A 20,678-nucleotide genomic window follows, 5' to 3' on the forward strand; every position below is an offset into this window, starting at 1 on the left:
ATTCCTAAAGTATAAAGGAAGCTGTTTCCAAAGCAAAGCTATCAGCTCCAAGCTTAGGAAACAGCTCCCTATTACTAAAACATTGGATTTTCATCCAAGTATTTATAAATATTGGAGAGCAGCTCTTCTGAAGTTTCCCCTTCAACGACTTCTCCGTTCACCAGGGCGTACATGCTGCCAGCACACTGACCGCAGTTTCCGAGACAGCCGTATTCGATAATATCAAGATTGGGGTCTTTTTCTAGTTCTTCTTTCACTTTCTGAGTGCCGCTCGCCAGATTACTTAAACAAAATTCTATAATCGGCCTCATTATTCTCACCTCTTTAAGGGTCTGCAATTATCCTATCGCTGCAGCTGCTATTAGTCAACATGTTTTACTCAATAAGAATACAGGGGATATGTCTATTAAAAAATGCTCAACTTCACAAAATAGTTAGATTTTTTATGGATTGTTGTAAATTTGCCATGAAATCGTTATAATCTGAAGTGACCGAGGTCATTTTTTACATATACATATAAAAGACGTCTTCCTCTTATCATATTGGAGAGATTAAAATGAAAAGATCTGAAAAAAAACAACAAACCAGGGGAAAAATATTAAAAGCGGCAGTTGCCCTGTTTCGCGAAAAAGGGTTTGAAGCAGCTACTGTTCAGGAAATAACAGAGAATGCTGAGGTTGCAAAAGGGACGTTTTTTAATTATTTTCCAACAAAAGAGTCTATTATGGAAGCTTTAGCAGAGGATAGGCTTTATCAGGTGGATGAATACCTGACAACATACGGTCTGCAGACCATCACGTTTATCTCAAAGCTCCGCGCTCATTTCAGCTTTTTTCTTGGAGAATACCATTTCAATCCGGACTTAACACGGCGGATTTGGCAGCATGTCGTAGAAAGTGATTCTCTTCTTCTTGAGAAATGGCGTGAGCTTTTAGAAACTGGCGTTCAACGAGAAGAAGTAAAAGCCGATACCGATCTTACCCTCTGGTCGAACGTCATTAACAGTCATTTTTATTACACACTGGCATCCTGCAAGGAAGATACACGGGAAGCGTTTTTAGATGAACTGATGCTGCTGATGCATACCAGCTTAAAAGGAATTCTAACAAAAAGGGGAAATCGTGCTATGAAGAAATTAGTTATTTTAGGAGGAGGATATGGAGGCATGCGTATATTGCAGAGGCTGCTTCCTAACGACCTTCCAGACGATATAGAGTTAGTACTTGTAGACAAACTGCCATACCACTGCTTTAAAACAGAGTACTATGCATTAGCTGCAGGTACGGAATCGGATCATGATGTTAGAGTTCCTTTTCCTAAACATGACCGTCTTTCCCTTCATTTCGGCACCGTAGATTCTATAGACAGAGAAAATAAACTTATTCATATGAGAGGAGAAGAACCTCTTTCATATGACCTTTTAATTATCGGACTTGGTTGTGAAGATAAATATCATGGCGTTCCAGGAGCAGAGGAAAATACGTATAGCATTCAAAGCATGGAAAAAACAAGACGAACGTATGAAGCTCTTAATAATCTCCCTGCTCAATCAGTCGTTTCTATTGTTGGAGCAGGGTTAAGCGGAGTGGAAGTAGCAAGTGAGCTGCGGGAAAGCCGTTCCGATTTACACATAAAACTTTTTGACCGCGGGGAAACAATTCTCCCCATGTTTCCGAAACGCCTTAGTAATTACGTCCAAAATTGGTTTGTAAAACATGAAGTAGAAGTTATTAGTAATTCAAATATCACTAAGGTACAAAAAAACGGTCTTTACAATCATGAGGATTTTATAGCCTCTGATGCTATTATTTGGACAGCGGGCATACAGCCAAACAAGGTTGTACGTGATTTGGATGTAGAAAAAGATGAAAAAGGTCGGATAGTATTAACTCCTCATCATCATCTCCCAGACGATGAGAATACCTTTGTGGTTGGAGATTGTGCCAGCCTTCCTCATGCACCAAGTGCGCAGCTGGCAGAAGGTCAGGCAGAGCAAATTGCAATGGTTCTTAAAAAACGCTGGAATGGAGAAGCTCTTCCGGAAAACCTACCTAAAATAAAATTAAAAGGAGTTTTAGGATCCTTAGGAAAGAAACATGGCTTTGGGGTGATGGGAGATACAGCTGTAACAGGAAGAGTAGCACGATTACTTAAAAGCGGCGTGTTATGGATGTATAAACACCATTCTGGTGTCTAAAAAAGCTGCTTGCAGCAAGTTATTGCTGCTGCAGCTTTTTCTCTATTGTATTATACAGCGTTTTTAACCTGGGATTCCCTTCTGCGGCTATCTCTCCTTCAATCGTCACGAGAGGATAGAAATATTCATCAGCGAGAATTTCTTCTGCTAATTTTAAATCCTCTCCTTCTAATAGATCCGTTTTTTCTATATCTATATATAGAAAATAAAATGATTCGTTTGGATACTTTCGATTAATTGCTGCTTCAAGCCATTCCTTTGTCTCAAGACTAGACGGGAGATTAACACAGCTGGGACATTTCTTTTCTGCTCCATAAATTTTCACTTCCATTGATTTTGTTTCTGTCATGCGTTTTCTCCCCTTTTTTCTATCTTACTATCAGAAGTCGGTTAAAGCAACGACAGAAAAGTATATTTTTACACCGCCTCATTGGTTGTCATTAACAAGCGTTTCATAGTAGAATATGGATTAAGCCCTAATGATTATGGAACATATCCGAACAGGATAATATAATAAGGGGAAAGAAAGAAAGGAGAGATGAAAGCATGCCAAACACAACCGAAGACATGCACGCTCAAGTCCAGGAAGTTCTCGAGAAGCTGCGTCCGTTTTTGCTGCGTGACGGTGGAGACGTTGAATTAGTTGATGTTGAAGACGGCATTGTGAAAGTTCGTCTAATGGGAGCATGCGGCTCTTGCCCATCTTCCACTATTACATTGAAAGCAGGAATCGAGCGTGCTTTGCTTGAAGAAGTTCCTGGTGTAGTGGAGTTAGAACAAGTATTTTAATGACCATTGGTTATTTAAAAGGGTGTCCCTTTAACGAAGGGACACCCTTTTTTCAGTAAAAACCATTTTACTATAAAGCAGGTGCGAGAATAATCAGCTTGTTTTTGCTGTGAGCTTCTGATAACGTACAGTTGCTCCAAATGGTGCTGGTTTAGCTGTCTGCACTTCAAACTGAGGATAATCTTTTTGAAGTTTTTTGCAAACCTCTTCTCCTTTTCCCCGTGGCGCAAGACACATTATAGTTGGACCTGCTCCGCTTAAAGCGGCCCCATAGGCACCGTAATCTTGAATGTTTTCCATAATATCTATCAATCCAGGAACCAGTTTTTCCCGATATGGATGATGGAAAACATCCTGGACCATCATTTTTCCTACCAGTTCCCAATCTTCTTTTAATAAAGCAGCAATCAGGACGTTGCTTACAGAGCTGCCTTTAATAGCTTTATGATACTCTAGAGAGTCTGGTAAAATCCCTCTTGCTTTTTTTGTCATTAATTCAGAAGCTGGAACGGCCATCACTAAATCAATATCAGGAACTCCGCAATGCACCATGTTTGTATCATTTTCATTGTGAGAACCAACAATCAGGCCTCCATATAAACATGGTCCTACGTTATCAGGGTGACCTTCCCACAGGCTGGCAAATCTCATTTTTTCCTCTTTCAGAAGCGAAGCATTGGTTAACTTATCTGTAAGCTCAATAGCAGCTATAATTGCTGCTGCACTGCTTCCCAGCCCTCGGGCAAGAGGTATATCACTGGTCATCTTAACTTCGCATGCTGGCAGTTCTTTTCCCAGCTGCCTTGCCAACTCTTCTGCTACTTCATATACCAAATTATCTTTTCCTTCTGGAATATCAGCTAACTCAGGAGAATATGAATAAAACCTCCACTCTGAAGAGCGTTCTGCCTCTAACGTTAAATGACGATTCACCGCAAGGCCGATTGAATCAAATCCCGGCCCTAAATTAGCAGAACTGGCCGGCACAGTGATGACCAATTTCTCACCTGCCACTTGTAACCCCTCCTTTGAGCTGTTCAAGAAAGGCCTCTTCTTTGTTTGGTATAACAGTAGGTTTTACAGTTACCGTGTCAATGGCTGTGCTTGGATCCTTCAGTCCGTTTCCGGTTAATACACATACAACCTTGGACCCTTTTGGAACAGCGCCACTTTCGATTTGTTTTTTCAAACCTGCAATAGAGGCGCAAGAAGCAGGCTCAGCAAAAACTCCTTCTTTTTGAGCTAGAAGCTGATAGGCTTCTAATATTTCTTCGTCTGTAACGATGCCAATTTGGCCATTTGACTCGTTAGCAGCTTCCACCGCTTTCGACCAGCTGGCTGGATTGCCTATGCGGATAGCTGTAGCTACAGTTTCCGGTTCTTCGATCACTTGATCTTTTACGATAGCAGCAGCACCTTCTGCTTCAAATCCATGCATTTGAGGAAGGCCCGTGCGTTTCTTCTCATGATATTCTTTAAAACCTTTCCAATAGGCTGTAATATTTCCTGCATTACCGACTGGAATAGAAAGCACGTCCGGAGCTTCCCCAAGAACATCACAAATTTCAAAAGCGGATGTTTTTTGTCCCTCTATTCTATAAGGGTTAACAGAATTAACAAGCGTAATGTTTTCCTTTTTGCTTACAGACCGGACAATGTCTAAAGCGTTATCGAAATTTCCTTGAATCTCAAATACTTCTGCACCGTACATCACAGCCTGCGCAAGCTTGCCAAGTGCGATTTTCCCTTCTGGTATGACAACAATACAACGCAGACCAGCCCTGGCACCGTATGCAGCAGCTGCAGCAGAAGTGTTACCGGTAGAAGCGCATATAATGGCTTTGCTTCCTTCTTCTTTTGCTTTTGCTACAGCCATAACCATTCCCCGGTCTTTAAAAGAACCAGTTGGGTTTGCCCCCTCGGTTTTAACAAAAATTTCTGCTCCCCATTCTTCTGATAAACGTTCAAGCGGGATCAGAGGTGTATTTCCTTCATTTAAAGTTAAAAGCGGTGTGTTCTCGTGCACCGGCAAATATTCTTTATAAGTGTGAAGCAATCCCTTCCAGCTGCTCATTACGCTTGTCCTCCCTCGACGCGGTAACTGCTTTTCACATCCAGTACAACGTCCATGTTTTCTAATTCTTTATATATTCTTTCATACACAGCTCTATTGGTAGTATGAGTAATAATAACAACTTCAGCTACAGGTTCGTTTTCATCCAAAGGCCATTGCAGCAGTTTTTCAAAGCTGACATCTTCTTTTGCAAATAAAGAAGTTAACGCATCAAAAGTGCCCGTTTCATCTTTCACCTGCAAACGTAAAAAGTATTTAGAGTGAACTTCTTCATCAGTCTTTAATTCTTTTTTATGAAGCGGAGAATTAATTGTTCTGCCGCTTACTCCCAACCGCAGGTTTTTCACGACAGTGACTAAGTCAGATACTACTGCTGTAGCCGTTGGAAGAGATCCTGCACCAGGCCCATAGAACATCGTTTCTCCGACAGCTTCTCCATATACATAAACCGCATTATATTCATTTTGCACGGCTGCGAGCGGATGGCTGTTTGGCAGCAGCATCGGCTGTACAGTCAGCTCTACACGCCCTTCTGTCCGCTTTGCAAGACCTATCAGCTTTAACGTAAAGCCAAGCTGTTTACAATAGTTCATATCCTCCGTCGTTACGGTGGTAATACCTCGAACAATGACATCTTCAAGGTCAACATTCATAGAAAAACCGAGTGTCGCCAATATTGCCATTTTACGTGCTGCGTCCAGGCCTTCTACATCTGATGTAGGATCACTTTCGGCAAAACCAAGTTCTTGAGCTTCCTTAAGAACTTCTTCATAATCTCTTCCGTCTTGCTCCATTTTAGTTAAAATATAATTCGTTGTACCATTTACAATTCCCATCATCTGGGTAATACGGTCAGAAGCTAAACCTTCAGTGAGGCCTCGTATAACAGGAATGCCGCCAGCTACGCTTGCTTCATAAAACAAGTCACAGCCGTTTTCTGCTGCAACTTTAAGCAATTCTGCTCCATATAAAGCCATCAAATCTTTATTAGCTGTTACGACATGTTTTTTATTATTAAGAGCCTGAAGAATATACTCCCGAGCTTGCTGTACTCCTCCCATTACTTCTATAACAACATCTATGTCAGGGTCATTTAAAACCTCATCTGCATTCAAAGTTAATTGATTCTGGGATATTTGTGACCCCCGGTATTTATCTTTATCTCTGACAAGCGCCTTTCCAATTGTAATACTGCATCCAACTTGGTGCTTAAGTTCTTGCTGATGCTCGCTTACGATCTGGATAACTCCGCTTCCTACAGTACCCAGACCGAGCAAGCCAATAACCACTCCATGTTCCATACTCTCTCCACCCCTTGCTGCCTGTTCCGAACTTTACTTGAATAGTACATATCATGGCATAAAAGTCTCTAAAATGTCAATTAGTATATCTTTTTATGTTTATATAGAGTAAACAATTGTCTCTGTATAAAGGACATTATATAAGGTGATTCCCTGTTTTACAAGAGGTATTCAGTAAAGATTTTAAAAAGCTCTGTAAACCACTATCTTTATAACAATTTATTAGAAGGATAAAATGAGGAAGTAACTGTACCGGTGAGCCACTTTGGCATCTCTTCTTTTCTTGGGAGAAATGATGGAAATAATGCAGATAATTGTTTTATTCTATCTGATTCTTTTTCCCATAATAATTGTAATTTTTTTAATGCATCTTCCTGCCCTCCTGTATTTTCACGCAAATACGTTTGTTCTAGCTGCTCCATATAATAATAGGGAAATAATAAACGCCCTAGGACAAGCTTGCGGCCAAAACCGCTTAATTCATTTTTTTGTTCGTAATTATGAAGAAAATCATATATTTCATTTTCTCTTTTCTCTTCTTCCATCGCATGTCGTATCCATTCTGCTACATCTCTTGAAGGATGATCATACAGCCAATCAGATGGAAGCTTTACAGGCGGGCTGTGTTGATCTAGTGTCACCCAGGTTTTCGAAGTGAAACAGAAATGAGTGATACATCCAGGCTCTTCTCTATTTTCAACTTGCCAGGACGTTTCTTTCAGCCACTGAATGGCATTTTCAGTACGGCCTATATAATAAGGAAAAGTTTGCAAAAACCACTTATCCATGGGTGAGTAGGTGGTTTTTTTTCGAACATTTGAATACCAGGTTTCTAATTGTTCTAACCTCGTTTCCCACCAATCGCACCATCTATCCGAAAAAGGGCGGGGTGCGGCATGAGGAAATAAGTTCATCCCTCTTTTATGAAAATCTCCCAGCATTGTACCTTCTTGGTTCAAATTTCTTCCTTCTGCAGATTTAGGAGGAACAACCTGAAACAGTAACTGCTTCTCTCCATCTACTGGGACGGAATACTCTCTAGTATACGGAGAAACAAACACAGCAATGGATTCATCTCCTAGCCACCTTAATTGTTCGGCCCAGCTTAATTTATCTTCCCACTCATCTGGCTGCTGTGAAAGATCCGGTACGAGTAAATACATAGAATTACCATCACTAAAACCTGTGTAATCTCCTGCCTTAAATGAGCCATTGATATAAATTCCGTAATGTTCATACACATTCCGCTCCATCATATAAAGGAACCTCCTCTGCCTTCGCTTATCATGATTGTATGAACATGGTTCTCCAGTTAACCCTTCCTGTTATATTTTCAATCGGATACATTGTAATAAAACGGAGACAATAAAAATGGAAAATAACTAAATGGAAAGTAGGAAATGTGATGGTTTACAAGCATCATCCATTAGAAGAAACCACAAAAAAAATGCTGAAAGACCGAGGGGTTCTTATTGAAGACATTGCAAAACTGGTTCACTTTTTGCAAGAAGAGTATATAGAGGGGCTTAACCTTGAAACATGTGCTGAACATGTAGCAGGTGTTTTATCAAAAAGAGAAGTTCAAAATGCAGTGATAACTGGTATTGAGCTGGACAAACTTGCTGAAGCAGGCCAATTATCTGAGCCTCTGCTTGAAATCGTCCAGAATGATGAAGGTCTTTATGGGGTGGATGAAATAATCGCATTATCCATCGTTAATGTGTATGGAAGCATTGGGTTTACGAATTATGGGTATATTGATAAACAAAAACCGGGTATCATAGGAAAGTTAAATGATAAATTAAACGGAGAATGCCATACGTTTCTCGATGATATTGTCGGAGCGATTGCTGCTTCTGCTTCAAGCCGGCTTGCACACCGGCTTGACCACAGATAGTAATTTTACTTTTTATATTTTCCATTCTGATAAAGATGAAACATTGTATGTAGCAGGTTGAGACTTAGATGCCAACTCTTCTACTGTTGTAACTCCCGTTGCGACGTGCACAGTATCCAGGCCTGCCTGGATACCTGCCAATATATCGGTATCATAATTATCTCCAATAAGGACAGTTTCTTCGTGAGAAAGACCTAATCTGTTCACTGCCTCATCGATCATGATCCGCTCAGGCTTCCCTATAAAAGTTGGCTGCACACCTGTAGAAACGGTAATCACAGCAGTTATTGCACCATTACCAGGCATAAATCCCTTTTCGGTTGGTAAGGCTACATCAGCATTTGTTGAAATAAACCTGGCTCCATTTCTAACTGCTAAACATGCTTTGGCTAGTTTATCATAGGTAACATGACGGTCAAGTCCGACCACAACAAAACCAGGGTTTTCTGCTTCGTCTTGAAAACCTGCTGAATGTATTGCTTGTTTCAACCCATTTTCCCCAATAATAAACGCAGTTTGATTTATAGCTTCTCTAGCTATGTATGAAGCAGCTGCCATGCTTGTAGTTACAACATGTTCTTCCTCACACGGTACTCCCATGTTCTGTAACCGTCCAGCAACTTCTTCGGGGGATGCAGTGGAATTATTCGTAACAAATAAATAGGGAATTTTACGATCCTTCAGCTTTTTCACAAACGCTACGGCTTCGGGAATTGGTTCTTCCCCCCGGTAAATGGTTCCGTCTAAATCTAACAAATATCCGCTGTAATCTTTCATGTTACGTCTCCTCCATTATTGTTACTCTTCGGGTAAAAATGCGGACACTGGCCCGAGTTCTTTTTCGAGGTAGTTTCGAATTCTTTCTGAGAAGTTTTTAATAGCAGCTTCATGCTCAGAAAACATTTTTTGAAAAGCATCATGATTAATTGTTGTATAATGCTGTACCAAGTCTTTTCGTAAAGTAAGTACCTGCTTCAATGCTTTTGCTTCTTCGCTGGGAATTACTTTTTCATCTTCTAATATGTCAAGAATGTCTTCATAACTGCCAGGATCTCTCATAATAAAGCCGTCAATCATTTGATTGCCAACATCAATCATACCTTCAATCCAGCCCTGTGCAATTCGTTCCAATGCTAGTTGTTCTAAGGAATTATCAGCGTTTCTGGCCTCTGGAAAAATTGTATATAAATTATCCATATAAGTTAATATTACTTCTATTTTCTTTCGATCAACAAAATACATATTATGCTCCTCCTTTATTTACCGAATTCTCCGCTATCGCCCAGTATATCATATGATTACTATTTTTCTCTTTTAAAGTTGATTATTCAACAACCTAAGAATGTGATAGTATAAATACGGAATTATACATCATATTAGCAGATTTATTTTATCTGGAGGGATAAATCAGTGGATAGAGAATTAGCGTTAGAAATTGTTCGTGTTACTGAAGCAGCAGCTATAGCTTCTGCTCAATGGCTTGGACGAGGCAAAAAAATAGAAGCAGACGACGCAGCGACCACTGCTATGCGGACCATGTTTGATTCTGTCAGCTGCAGCGGGACAGTGGTAATAGGGGAAGGTGAAAAAGACGAAGCTCCGATGCTGTATATTGGGGAAGAAGTTGGCAGCGGAAACGGCCCTGAAGTTGATATCGCCGTGGATCCGCTTGAAGGTACTAATATAGTGGCTAATGGACGAGCTAACGCAATGGCTGTTATTGCAGTTGCTGACCGAGGAACATTGCTTCACGCTCCGGATATGTATATGGAAAAGCTTGCTGTCGGCCCTAATGCTGCCGGCTTAGTCCGCATTGATGACCCCATTGAAAAGACAATCGATATTGTTGCAAAAATGAATAACAAACGTGTTCGTGATCTAACTGTTATTATTCAGGATCGAGAGCGTCATATGGAGATTGTTGAAAGAATCCGTGTAAAAGGGGCACGAGTGAAATTATTTGGAGATGGGGACGTTGGTGCATCAATCGCTACCGCCCTGCCGCAGACAGGGATTGATTTGTTCGTAGGAAAAGGGGGTGCTCCAGAGGGTGTTATCTCAGCTGCTGCTCTAAAAGCTCTTGGCGGCGATATGCAAGCACGCCTTGTACCGCATACGGAGGAAGAAGCTTCCCGCTGTAGAGAGATGGGACTCGATGATCCTTCCCAAATATTAGCTCTTAATGATTTAGTAAAAGGAGACGATGCGATCTTCGCTGCTACTGGTGTCTCTTCTGGAGAACTTCTTGAAGGCGTTCGTTTTCTAGGCGGTGATTTAACGGAGACAGATTCTATTGTGATGCGTGCCAAAACAAGAACTGTTCGTTATATTAAAGCACACCATCGCCTTGAACATAAACCTCACCTCGTTATGGAGGAAGAATAAGGAGGGTAAAAAGTGGGAGAAGAGCGATTTTATTTATATGATGATGTAGAAGATACAAAAACACGCTTTGTCAGCTTTATGGGAGAAGAAGAACGTTTTGATCTGGCAATAACCACCACTACTCGTCATTACGGAAAGCATTTGGTGCTTGATATGCAATCTAACCGCTTTGCCATCATTGGAACCGATGATTTAGAAGAACCGGGATATTTAGAAAAAGCCTTTCAATTAAACACAAAAAATGCTGCCGAATTAAAGGACTTTTTATACGAAGTTATTTAACCTTAAAATCGTATGTTTACTCTTGAAAAGGGAAAGATAGACTTGAGGGGGGATACCATGGAAGATAAGTATAAAAAATATCGGCAGGCTCACGAATCATCTAATTATACCGACTTCGCAAACGTAGAAACGGGCAGGCGGTATTTGACATCGGAAACACTGCCTGAGGGCCCGTACGGATCTCCAGTCAATCGAGAACTTGGAAAAAGTTCTCCCTGGAAAGAAGGACAGCGCCATTATAGTCCGTTCAACTATGAATATAAAGCGTTCCACCAAAACATTCCAAGAAAGTATCCCGGTGCCCATCCGTTGCATGACAATCCTAACGACCAAGAAGAATATCTTGATACTTCCAAATAATATTTTCCCCTTATATTTTCTTTTTCTGAAAAAATTTGGCTTGCTTCTATATTGGTTTGTAACAACAAAAGCTCCCTTCTGCCACATGCAGAGGGAGCTTTTTTATTCGGGATTTCTTATTTTTTTTAAAACAAAATAAGCGCAGCCAAAATTGCAATATTCATAAATATAATCCTGCAGTGTTCCAATTTTGGTATCAAAAGAGACTTTTTTTCTCGAATCATCATAAAAACCGCGAAGCCTTAATTGATTATGGCCCCAGTCCCCTACAACAAAATCATATTTATTCAAGACATCACTATAGCGTTCTTTAAATGTTTCTTCGTCCCAGCCATTTCGAATGTTTTCAATAAGTTCAAAATGCTGCCCTTGTATTTGAATCAAATCCTGCCACCTCACTTCTTCCATTTTTATTGTACCATAACCCCAACCCTTCCAAACATCTTCTCTTTTTGTATTTCCGCGATTTCCCACCTTTTTTTCCTTTTTGAAAAGCCATACTAAAAACATAACCGACTTTTTATGGAAGGGGGAAAAAGACGGATGAAAAAAACGATTATTTTTATTTTGATTACTTTTCTCGTTTTGCAGGGTTGTGCCGGAATACCAAATGACAATAATGAAGACCTAGGTGCAGAATACGGCCCGGAGCATCCTCTTGATTATGTATCAGATACAGATAACACCGATCCTGGGTCTAACATCAAAGGGAATAACTTCGGCTACAGCAGAAATCAAGAAAATGAACCGAATTTAGACGATCAAATGACAATGCATGACGTTATTGATCGTCAGCGAATTGCTAATGGTATCAGCAATCTTCTTGTCCAGTCTCCTGAGGTGCATGAAGCAGGTGTTTTAATTACAAATGAATATGCTCTTATTGCTTTTAGACCGAACAATGAAGAAGAGGAAGACGCCGTAAAGCATGTAAAAATGATAACTGAATCCATTGTGCCTTATTATTATGTGACTGTCGTTACCGATAATCCAAATATGATAGAAGATATTGAGGCGTTTAAAGGGTTGGACGCTCGTTCTCGTGAAGGTCACACTGCTCTAGAAAAAACAATCAATGATATGAGACAAACGACCGAACAGCCAAAAACTTCAAAACGTAAAGCAGATAACAATCATATGTAAGATAAAAATTCCTTGATTACAATAATATAATCAAGGAATTTTTCATGCCATTTAGGCTTTTTTATATTTGTTCGCTTCTTCATGGACCTGGGCTTCGTTTACTTGTTCATCCGCATGATAAGAGGAACGGACTAATGGACCAGATTCGCAATGACTAAACCCTTTCTTCATTGCAATATCTTTTAGTTCGGCAAATTCATCCGGAGTATAATATTTTTGTACTTTTAGATGTTTCTTTGTTGGCTGGAGATATTGACCAATTGTCATAATATCTACATCATGCGCTCTTAAATCATCCATCGTGTTAATAATTTCTTCTTTTGTCTCCCCAAGCCCAATCATAAGACTTGATTTTGTTGGGATATCCGGATGCATTTCTTTTGAACGCTGTAAAAAGGTGAGTGATCTCTCGTATGTAGCTCTTGCTCTAACACGTGGTGTCAGCCTTTCTACAGTTTCAATGTTATGATTTAAAATATTTGGGCGGGCTTCCATTAATATCTCAAGGTTCTCTTTTTTACCCATCATGTCAGAAGGAAGAACTTCAATCGTGCAGTAAGGATTACGGCGTCTTACGGCTCTCACGGTTTCAGCAAATACTTCTGCTCCACCGTCTTTTAAATCATCCCGTGCAACGGCTGTAATAACGACATGTTTAAGACCCATTTGTTCGACCGATTCTGCTACACGCTCTGGTTCCTGCCAGTCCAATTCATTAGGAAGTCCCGTTTTTACTGCACAAAACCGGCAAGCCCGTGTACACACGTCTCCTAATATCATAAATGTAGCAGTTTTCCGTTCTGCCCAGCATTCATGAATATTAGGGCATTTAGCTTCTTCACAAACCGTGTGCAGGTTTTTCTCCCGCATCATTTTCTTTAATCCTTTGTATGATTCATTTGTATTGAGCTTAATTTTTAACCATTCCGGTTTACGAAGGTACTCCTCTGTTTTGGCCAACACACTCACTCCCGTTCATAAACTTAAATCTATAAGGATGCTACCCTATGGTTTTTATTTTCCATTTTCTCTCTTACTTTAACATGTCCAATGCCTGTGCGCCAAATGTCTTGTTTTTTCCAATGATTGGCCATTATGAAACAAGCCTCCTATAGACAAACTAAAGATTAGAAATTACACAAAAAAGGATCGGTTGATGATGAAAAAAGTATTAACAGCTATTTGTACAATTATTATATTCTTTTCTAATTTAACTTTCTCGAATATGGCAGACGCTGCTGAAAAATCTTCCGAAGAAATTTATAAAGAACGTCTTGCTTTATACAAAGAAATGGAAGCTGTCACACAGGTACCCTGGTTTTGGCTCGCGGGGGTGGATACGTATGAAAAAGGACTGCGGCGTGCTAGAAATGACCGGGAAGAAACGCAAGGCGTCATCAATATATATTTTTCTCCAAAAGAGTGGGCAGGACCATTAAATCCTAATTTAGAATCGGATGATCCTTCTGCTATAGCTTTATTTGATGGAATCGGTTTAGATGGAAATGGAAATGGAAAAGCCTCTTTAAAAGAAGATGCAGATGTTTTGTTTACTTTTGCAAACTACCTTTCCGATTACGGCTATGATGATGATAATATACAAATCGGCCTTTGGGAATATTACCAGCGTGATCAAGCTGTCAATATTATTACAGGTCATGCAAGAATTTATAAAAAATACAATCGAATCGATTTAGACGATGAACATGCGTTTCCCGTTCCATTAAACTACAATTACAGCTACCGCAGTACATGGGGAGATAAACGGGGCTGGGGCGGACGGCGCATTCATGAAGGTACCGATATATTTGCCGGCTACAGAACTCCTGTAAAAGCCACTTCTCATGGAATTATTGAATTAAAAGGATGGAACAAATTCGGCGGATGGCGGCTGGGTATTCGGGATTTGTCTAATACGTATCATTACTACGCCCATTTAAGCGGGTTTGAAGAGGGAATTAAAAAAGGAGATATTGTTGCTCCAGGGGATGTTATTGGTTATGTCGGCAGTTCCGGTTACGGTAAACCGGGGACACAAGGTAAATTTCCTCCGCATTTGCATTACGGCATGTACAGAGATAACGGATACAGCGAATGGTCATTTGATCCTTATCCATCATTAAAATCCTGGGAAAAACAAGAACGAAGAAAATAACAAATCAGCCGGCTGTTCATTAAGAAGGAGCCGGCTGATTGTATTATTTAAGAAGCATTGTTATTTTGTTTGGAAACCTTTCTGGCATGCATTATACTTGCAGCCATTCCTCCCCAGATGATGATCATGCCTACTAACATCATAAATATAGCACTGCCTGTCATAATCAGCTCGCCTCCTCTGTTTCTTCTCGTTCTTCTTTATTTTTCCATCGAATAAACATAAAGAGTACACCCGCAACCAGAGCAAAAGCAGCTACTGCCCAGCCGCTGTAAATGATAAAGGCATCTGGGTAACCTTCATAGTTACCATTGTCGGTATCAAACTGTCGCAGTATATTTTGTTTAAACAAGTCGAACATCATATAACCTAATACAACCGGGGTGATAACACCCAGACAAATTTTCCACCATGCTCCTAACTTGATGTCCGAAATACTGTTCGCATGATTTTCGAAATCACCAAGCTTACGCATAAACCAGGCAATAGCTACAACTTCAACAAGCCCAACAAGAGCAACACCGAACTGGTTAATAAAGTAGTCGGCTGCATCAAGGAAGTACAACCCGCCATCGGTAGCATAAATTAACGATATAAGAGCAGCTAATCCCCCGCTTATTCCAACAGAAGCAGCTCTTGAAATACCGAACTTCTCGGAAATCCCTTTAACATACGTTTCTGAAATAGAGATAAGTGAAGACAGTCCGGCTAATACCAATGAGGCAAAGAATAAAAATCCAAACAATCCACTTAATGCCGGAAACTCATTAATGATCTGCGGAAAGACAACAAATGCCAGCCCAACACCGCCTGCTACAACTTCTTCAACTCCAACTCCAGCTTGAGAAGCCATGAACCCTAAGGCTGCAAACACTCCAATACCCGCAAGTAATTCAAAACTGGAATTACCGAAACCTGTAATAAACGCGTTGTTTGTAATATCTGATTTCTTTGGTAAATAACTGGAATACGTAATCATGATCGCAAATGCTATAGACAAACTAAAGAAAATTTGGCCGTAGGCTGCTACCCAAACGCCTCCAGAGGCAATAGCATCAAAGTTAGGCTCAAAAAATGCTGTAAGACCTTCTGTGGCCCCTGGAAGAGTTACTGCACGAATAACAATAATGAAGAAGATAACAACTAGTGTCGGGATAAAGATACGATTTGCCATCTCAATCCCTTTTTTCACACCTTTAAAGAGAACGCCTAAAGTGATGGCCCAAACAATAATTAATGGAATCAGTACGGAAGGTACGAGCGCCCCAATTTGTCCTGGAACGTCTGGCACCTGCAAATACTCACCAAACAGGAAAGCTTCTGTATCAGCTCCCCATGACTGGTTGAACGAGAAAATACTATAAGAGATAGCCCAGGCTATAATAACGGAATAGTAGGTGGAAATAACAAATGAAATGAATACCGCCCACCAGCCTATCCATTCAGCTTTTTTGTTCATTCTAGAAAAACTTAGCGGAGCCGAACCGCGGTATTTATGCCCTATAGTAAACTCCAAAATCAACAGCGGAATCCCGGCCGTGAGCAAGGCAAATAAATATGGAATAAAAAACGCACCGCCTCCGTTTTCATAAGCTGTGGCTGGAAAACGCCATATATTTCCCAGGCCAATTGCCGATCCAACCGCAGCCATTATAAAACCAGCCCGCGTTCCCCATTGTTCTCTCATACTCATGGGATAATCTCCTTTCGACTAGGAATAATGAAAATTCTGAAAATAAAATTCTTTAACTAGTGTACCAGAAATGCTTTTCAAATAATAAAATTTTTATTTTTGTTCACTCCAAAAGTACATTTGTATGCATGACACAGTCTCCTCCCATATAACTTTTGTCTGATAATTCGTTATTTTATTATAATTATTAATACCTATTTTGTCAAAATATTTTTTTGAATTACTTATTCTGTTATAGGAATTTCCTTTGGTTCTTCAGGTTCTTCTTCTACTTCAGCCTCTTCGTCCTCCTCTTCTTCTATAACATCTTTTAGTTCCTGTTCTTGAATAATAGCTGGCGACGGCATATCTCCATCTCCGGCATTATAGAATTGAGGTACATCTCCTGATATAAACACCATTCCTACTGGAATAGATGTAGAAACAACGGCTGTATCAGTTGCAAATGGAATTACTACTCGTACATCAACTTCAATATCTACAGAAATTCTCATATAAGTGTTATTAATTCCAGATTCAAAAATGGATTCACTCATCGATGATTTTACATCACCAATTGCAGAAAACTGGACAGGGACTCTCGGTCCAAGCTGAGCAAGCAATGCATTATTTGTTGCCTGCCCAAGCGGAATCACATGAATAATTCCCTGGTCAGTAAAGTTTTCTGTTTCCAGTTCCTGTTCGATTTCATCAGGTAGTCCTAAATCTTCAATGGTGCCTTCTTCAACCATTTTTAAATATTTCTGTGTTCGTAGTGTTGCTTCTGATAATACACGGTTATACATTTCCGAATTGAAATTAACGGAAGTGACCTGCCCATGGCTGTCTTTTTCAATTTGTATCATGTCTTCAATATCGATTGATTCCACAATTTTATTAGATATAGCATCATTTATAGCCTGCGTAGCAATTTTTTGTGTTTCTGTATGAGCAATTGCCATGAGAGTAGGACGTATTCCTTTTTCCACCAGCCACAGACCTTGTACGGTAAATAGTGTAAATAATAAGAGAGAAATAATTAAAACATAGCGAAAGGGGAGCGGACCCTTTGGACGGCTTTTGATTTTAAAGAATCGACGATTTTTCATACGAAACCCGTCCTCCTTTGCTTGTTTTATATATATGCAAAGAAAAACGGGTTCAGCCCATTTATTCGTGTTTTCTTTCGAGAGTATAAAATGTATGAGGGTAGGGGTTTTTTTCATTGAAGGATCCTTGCTTTTTCTCGGATATACTCCATTCTTCTTCGTGCCAGGCAGGAAAATGCGTATCCCCTGGGAAAGTATCATGAATGATGGTGAGATACATTCTGTCAGCAGAGGGCATAAGCTGTTCAAACAGTGTTTCTCCACCAATAACGAAGATTTCCTCTTTTGTATCGGCAAATTTTTTCACTTCTTCTAAGGAATGAATAACTTCACATCCATCTGCAGAAAAATCCTTATTGTTTGTAACAATAATATTTCGGCGGTCTGGCAGAGGTCTTCCTATTGCCTCAAAAGTTTTCCTTCCCATAATAATCGGGGAGCCGCTTGTTACCTCTTTAAAATGCTTTAAGTCAGCAGGAAGGTGCCAGGGCATTTTATTTTCATAACCAATCACCCGATTTTCATCCATTGCAGCAATGAAAGAAATCATACAGACACTTCTCCTTTAATGTGTGGATGAGGATCATAGCCTTGAAGCTCAAAATCATCAATAGTGAAATCAAAAATAGACTGAACCTCGGGATTGAGTTTCATTTCAGGGAGTTTTCTAGGCGTCCTCGTTAGTTGTTTTTTAATTTGTTCCACATGATTTAGATAAATGTGGGCATCCCCAAAAGTATGTACAAATTCATAGGCTTTTAATCCACATACCTGCGCTACCATCTTTGTTAAAAGTGCATAAGACGCAATATTAAAAGGCACGCCAAGGAAAACATCTGCACTTCGCTGGTAAAGCTGGCAGGAAAGCTTTCCGTCATTCACATAAAATTGGAAAAGACAGTGACACGGAGCAAGAGCCATGTCGTCAATTTCAGCTGCATTCCAAGCGCTGACAACAAGCCTCCGGGAATCCGGGTTCTGCTTAATTTCCTGAATGACATTACTTATTTGGTCTACTGTTTTACCGGATGCTCCTTTCCACGACCTCCATTGCTTTCCGTATATTGGTCCTAAATCTCCGTCTTTATCCGCCCATTCGTTCCATATCCTAACGTTGTTGTCCTGAAGATATTTTACATTTGTGTCTCCTTTCAAGAACCACAGCAGCTCGTGAATGATAGAGCGTAAATGTAACTTTTTCGTAGTCACTACTGGAAAACCATCTTCAAGATTAAAACGCATCTGCCATCCAAACGTACTGATTGTTCCAGTGCCTGTTCGATCACTTTTTTCTGTGCCATTTTTTAATATATGCCTGCATAAATCTAAGTATTGTTCCATTCTTTTGCCGCCTTTCCCAAACAAATCGTAACAATCATTATATCATACGTTGACTTTTTCATTAAGCGAGCCACAACTTGTAATGGTCAGGTAATATAAGCAGCTGCTGTTTACTTAAAAACATCAGCTGCTTATAATTATCGGCAATAATTTTTGTTACATAAATTGTAATGCATCTTTTCCCTTCATACCTGCTTTTACTCCTAATGCTTCTGCTGCTTTTGTGACAGACTCCAACGGAGCTTCCAGTAATTCAGCAATCGAACGTACGCCTAGTGCTCTGCCGGCTGCTATTTTTCTTGTTGGCCACTTCGTGTTTAATATATCAATATCCAGGGCACCGCACATAATGTATCCTTTTTTACCAGATACAATCAGCAGTGTAGTATCAGGGATCTCTACAATAATAGAAGTATAAAACTGATCATGAAGTACTACCGGTTCCATTTTTATCATCTCCGGTTCCCTCTCTTTCTGTCAGCTTATTACTAAGTTATGAAAAAGAACGGAAAGTGGAAACTTGTTTGATAGTCAAGCGTAATGTTTTTTTAACATATTTGCGAGCACGTCTCTCATCATCTCAGGCATAAAATACTTTTTCTTGCTGCTTTGAGACAATCCTGGATAAAGAGGGCCAAAGGTAAACATATCGACAGTGGCCAGTTTATATATTTTCTTTGGGTCCAGAGGCTCGTCCTGTATGGAGATATTTAAAATACGAGGGTCGTCGCCTGTCGATTCATCAACTTCTACCGTCATGCCGGCAAATGCCATCCTTCCTAGCTTTTCCCCTCTGAAGCCAAGACCTTTCAAGGGAAGGTGAATCATTTTTTCCGTGAAAGCTGCGGCTATCGTCTCCTTTAATACAGAGCCCTTTACATGAACGAGACAAGGATTAATTGGATGAGGACAGAGATAATGCAGTTCTTTGCGAGTTACATTTCCAGATTCTAATGACCCTAATAATATCCCAGAGTTCAGCATGGAAATGTCAGCATTGCACCAATCCTTCAGTCCCTCGGCCAGCATATCAGCAAAGGCTGAAGGAGCCGTCCATGAAATGGGCAGAGGTTCCGGTATAACTGCTATAGGTTCTTCTAAAATTTTATTAGCTTTTTCTTCCAAGCGTTCTAACAATTGCTTGGTTTCTAATGCAGGAGGTTCATGGCTTACATCTTCTGCTGCTCCTGATTTTTTCACTACTTTTTTTGCTTCTTTATCATACAGCAGCTTTATCTGCCCAACATAATAACTGTTTTTGCCGCATTGCGCCACCAGGGTATCATTGATTAAAATGGAAGTCTTCAAAAGATGATGGGTATGAGCGCCAAGAATAACATCAATCCCATCAAATTGTTCCGCTAACTCTTCATCCTGCGGATAGCCGAGGTGGGATAATAACACTACAATATCAGACTGCTTTTTTACCTCTTCTAGTAATCCAGGAAGGATTTCGAGCGGGTCTTTTATATCCCAGCCCAGCTCTTTATAAAAGGGATAAAAAGGCACCGTCAAACCAATAAGCCCAATTTTCACGCCTTCTGGAGTTTCTATAATATCAAAAGGCTCCGCCCAGCTTGGACGACGATTCCCTTTTTGATCAAATAAATTTGCAAGCAGAACTTTAAACTGAGCCTTATCATACAAAGACTCTAATTCCTTTTTTGAAAGAGTGATTCCCTCGTTGTTTCCGATCGTCACATGGTGAATCCCTGCTTCATTTAAAAGATCCACGTTTCCTTTACCTCGTGTAGCCTCTGTAATAGGGTGAACCCGGTCAGCATGATCGCCAAGATCAAAAAACAGTGCTGTTTCGTTTTTCTTTTTATGGAAGGTTCTGCGTGCATTTATGTAATAAACAGCTGATGGCCATTGCTGCAAGTTGCTGTGAAGATCATTCGTATGATAAATATAAATAGGTATCAATGAAGACAATGAATGCACCGCCTTTTTAATGTGAAAGTTCATTCTTG

25 protein-coding genes and 1 pseudogene are annotated in these 20,678 nt (G+C 40.1%); 9 read left to right on the forward strand and 17 right to left on the reverse strand.

The annotated features are described in order from the left end of the window. Positions 1–74: 74 nt before the first annotated feature. The gene (locus tag ACE1TI_RS04690; RefSeq protein WP_375006422.1) at positions 75–311 is read right to left on the reverse strand and encodes a YuzB family protein; all 237 of its coding nucleotides are present in this window, start codon (positions 309–311) and stop codon (positions 75–77) included. Positions 312–556: 245 nt separating this feature from the next. Between ACE1TI_RS04690 and ACE1TI_RS04695 the strand changes: the two are divergent. Beyond that, positions 557–676, forward strand: a pseudogene (locus ACE1TI_RS04695) (TetR/AcrR family transcriptional regulator); the annotation flags it as partial. Positions 677–1,126: 450 nt separating this feature from the next. Beyond that, positions 1,127–2,197 (forward strand): NAD(P)/FAD-dependent oxidoreductase, encoded by a 1,071-nt coding sequence (locus ACE1TI_RS04700; protein ID WP_375006463.1) that lies wholly within the window; start codon positions 1,127–1,129, stop codon positions 2,195–2,197. Positions 2,198–2,216: 19 nt separating this feature from the next. Here ACE1TI_RS04700 and ACE1TI_RS04705 read toward each other — a convergent pair whose 3' ends face one another. Next, complete coding sequence (locus ACE1TI_RS04705) at positions 2,217–2,546, reverse strand: YuzD family protein (protein WP_375006423.1); 330 nt, start codon at positions 2,544–2,546, stop codon at positions 2,217–2,219. A 197-nt stretch (positions 2,547–2,743) separates the two neighbouring features. Here ACE1TI_RS04705 and ACE1TI_RS04710 point away from each other — a divergent pair, with 197 nt between their 5' ends. Further along, on the forward strand, positions 2,744–2,986 hold the full coding sequence (locus ACE1TI_RS04710) for a NifU family protein (protein WP_091581395.1): 243 nt from the start codon (positions 2,744–2,746) through the stop codon (positions 2,984–2,986). Between the two features lie 93 nt (positions 2,987–3,079). Here ACE1TI_RS04710 and thrB read toward each other — a convergent pair whose 3' ends face one another. From thrB to yutH, 4 genes are all read right to left on the reverse strand, one after another. After that, positions 3,080–4,000: a homoserine kinase gene (thrB, locus tag ACE1TI_RS04715; RefSeq protein ID WP_375006424.1), complete on the reverse strand. Its 921-nt coding sequence runs from the start codon at positions 3,998–4,000 to the stop codon at positions 3,080–3,082. Then, entirely contained in the window at positions 3,990–5,060 is a 1,071-nt protein-coding gene (gene thrC / locus ACE1TI_RS04720) for a threonine synthase (protein WP_375006425.1), read from the reverse strand. The genes thrB and thrC overlap by 11 nt, the downstream gene beginning before the upstream one ends. Next, entirely contained in the window at positions 5,060–6,361 is a 1,302-nt protein-coding gene (locus ACE1TI_RS04725) for a homoserine dehydrogenase (RefSeq protein ID WP_375006426.1), read from the reverse strand. The genes thrC and ACE1TI_RS04725 overlap by 1 nt, the downstream gene beginning before the upstream one ends. A 209-nt stretch (positions 6,362–6,570) precedes the next feature. Continuing rightward, entirely contained in the window at positions 6,571–7,617 is a 1,047-nt protein-coding gene (gene yutH / locus ACE1TI_RS04730; protein ID WP_375006427.1) for a spore coat putative kinase YutH, read from the reverse strand. A 149-nt stretch (positions 7,618–7,766) separates the two neighbouring features. Here yutH and ACE1TI_RS04735 point away from each other — a divergent pair, with 149 nt between their 5' ends. Beyond that, the gene (locus ACE1TI_RS04735; RefSeq protein WP_375006428.1) at positions 7,767–8,258 is read left to right on the forward strand and encodes a phosphatidylglycerophosphatase A family protein; all 492 of its coding nucleotides are present in this window, start codon (positions 7,767–7,769) and stop codon (positions 8,256–8,258) included. A gap of 12 nt (positions 8,259–8,270) precedes the next feature. Here ACE1TI_RS04735 and ACE1TI_RS04740 read toward each other — a convergent pair whose 3' ends face one another. After that, positions 8,271–9,035, reverse strand: coding sequence for a TIGR01457 family HAD-type hydrolase (locus ACE1TI_RS04740; protein WP_375006429.1), 765 nt, complete (start codon positions 9,033–9,035; stop codon positions 8,271–8,273). Positions 9,036–9,056: 21 nt separating this feature from the next. After that, on the reverse strand, positions 9,057–9,500 hold the full coding sequence (locus ACE1TI_RS04745; RefSeq protein WP_375006430.1) for a DUF86 domain-containing protein: 444 nt from the start codon (positions 9,498–9,500) through the stop codon (positions 9,057–9,059). Between the two features lie 168 nt (positions 9,501–9,668). Between ACE1TI_RS04745 and glpX the strand changes: the two genes are divergently transcribed. Genes glpX through ACE1TI_RS04760 form a run of 3 tightly spaced genes read left to right on the forward strand, consistent with a single transcriptional unit; the run spans position 9,669 to position 11,285 of the window. Beyond that, entirely contained in the window at positions 9,669–10,643 is a 975-nt protein-coding gene (gene glpX, locus ACE1TI_RS04750; RefSeq protein WP_375006431.1) for a class II fructose-bisphosphatase, read from the forward strand. Positions 10,644–10,655: 12 nt separating this feature from the next. After that, on the forward strand, positions 10,656–10,925 hold the full coding sequence (locus tag ACE1TI_RS04755; RefSeq protein WP_375006432.1) for a DUF3055 domain-containing protein: 270 nt from the start codon (positions 10,656–10,658) through the stop codon (positions 10,923–10,925). 57 nt (positions 10,926–10,982) lie between these two features. Continuing rightward, entirely contained in the window at positions 10,983–11,285 is a 303-nt protein-coding gene (locus ACE1TI_RS04760; RefSeq protein ID WP_375006433.1) for a cytosolic protein, read from the forward strand. A gap of 102 nt (positions 11,286–11,387) precedes the next feature. Here ACE1TI_RS04760 and ACE1TI_RS04765 read toward each other — a convergent pair whose 3' ends face one another. Beyond that, a complete protein-coding gene (locus ACE1TI_RS04765) occupies positions 11,388–11,693 on the reverse strand; it encodes a YutD family protein (RefSeq protein ID WP_375006464.1) in 306 nt (101 codons plus the stop codon). A 135-nt stretch (positions 11,694–11,828) separates the two neighbouring features. Between ACE1TI_RS04765 and ACE1TI_RS04770 the strand changes: the two genes are divergently transcribed. Further along, positions 11,829–12,428: a YhcN/YlaJ family sporulation lipoprotein gene (locus ACE1TI_RS04770; RefSeq protein ID WP_375006434.1), complete on the forward strand. Its 600-nt coding sequence runs from the start codon at positions 11,829–11,831 to the stop codon at positions 12,426–12,428. A gap of 51 nt (positions 12,429–12,479) precedes the next feature. Here ACE1TI_RS04770 and lipA read toward each other — a convergent pair whose 3' ends face one another. After that, positions 12,480–13,388, reverse strand: a complete 909-nt coding sequence (lipA, locus tag ACE1TI_RS04775) for a lipoyl synthase (RefSeq protein ID WP_375006435.1) — start codon at positions 13,386–13,388, stop codon at positions 12,480–12,482. A gap of 199 nt (positions 13,389–13,587) precedes the next feature. On the opposite strand from lipA, the gene ACE1TI_RS04780 reads away from it, so the two are divergent. Next, positions 13,588–14,583 carry a M23 family metallopeptidase gene (locus tag ACE1TI_RS04780; protein WP_375006465.1) on the forward strand — a complete coding sequence of 332 codons (996 nt, stop codon included), beginning with the start codon at positions 13,588–13,590 and terminating at the stop codon, positions 14,581–14,583. A gap of 47 nt (positions 14,584–14,630) precedes the next feature. Here the strand turns inward: ACE1TI_RS04780 and ACE1TI_RS04785 are convergent, their stop codons facing one another. The 7 genes from ACE1TI_RS04785 to ACE1TI_RS04815 form a co-directional block, all read right to left on the reverse strand. Beyond that, complete coding sequence (locus tag ACE1TI_RS04785) at positions 14,631–14,747, reverse strand: methionine/alanine import family NSS transporter small subunit (protein ID WP_375006436.1); 117 nt, start codon at positions 14,745–14,747, stop codon at positions 14,631–14,633. Between the two features lie 2 nt (positions 14,748–14,749). Next, positions 14,750–16,276 carry a sodium-dependent transporter gene (locus tag ACE1TI_RS04790; RefSeq protein ID WP_375006437.1) on the reverse strand — a complete coding sequence of 509 codons (1,527 nt, stop codon included), beginning with the start codon at positions 16,274–16,276 and terminating at the stop codon, positions 14,750–14,752. A gap of 224 nt (positions 16,277–16,500) precedes the next feature. Then, positions 16,501–17,364, reverse strand: a complete 864-nt coding sequence (gene yunB / locus ACE1TI_RS04795) for a sporulation protein YunB (RefSeq protein ID WP_375006438.1) — start codon at positions 17,362–17,364, stop codon at positions 16,501–16,503. Positions 17,365–17,425: 61 nt separating this feature from the next. Further along, positions 17,426–17,914, reverse strand: a complete 489-nt coding sequence (locus ACE1TI_RS04800) for a dihydrofolate reductase (protein ID WP_375006440.1) — start codon at positions 17,912–17,914, stop codon at positions 17,426–17,428. Then, on the reverse strand, positions 17,911–18,705 hold the full coding sequence (locus tag ACE1TI_RS04805) for a thymidylate synthase (protein WP_375006441.1): 795 nt from the start codon (positions 18,703–18,705) through the stop codon (positions 17,911–17,913). Before ACE1TI_RS04805 ends, ACE1TI_RS04800 begins: the two co-directional genes overlap by 4 nt. A 156-nt stretch (positions 18,706–18,861) precedes the next feature. Beyond that, positions 18,862–19,161 (reverse strand): YunC family protein, encoded by a 300-nt coding sequence (locus tag ACE1TI_RS04810; protein ID WP_375006442.1) that lies wholly within the window; start codon positions 19,159–19,161, stop codon positions 18,862–18,864. 75 nt (positions 19,162–19,236) lie between these two features. After that, positions 19,237–20,640: a bifunctional metallophosphatase/5'-nucleotidase gene (locus ACE1TI_RS04815; RefSeq protein WP_375006443.1), complete on the reverse strand. Its 1,404-nt coding sequence runs from the start codon at positions 20,638–20,640 to the stop codon at positions 19,237–19,239. Positions 20,641–20,678: the final 38 nt, after the last annotated feature.

This window comes from Alteribacillus sp. JSM 102045 (genome assembly GCF_041949975.1).
GTDB lineage: Bacteria > Bacillota > Bacilli > Bacillales > Marinococcaceae > Alteribacillus.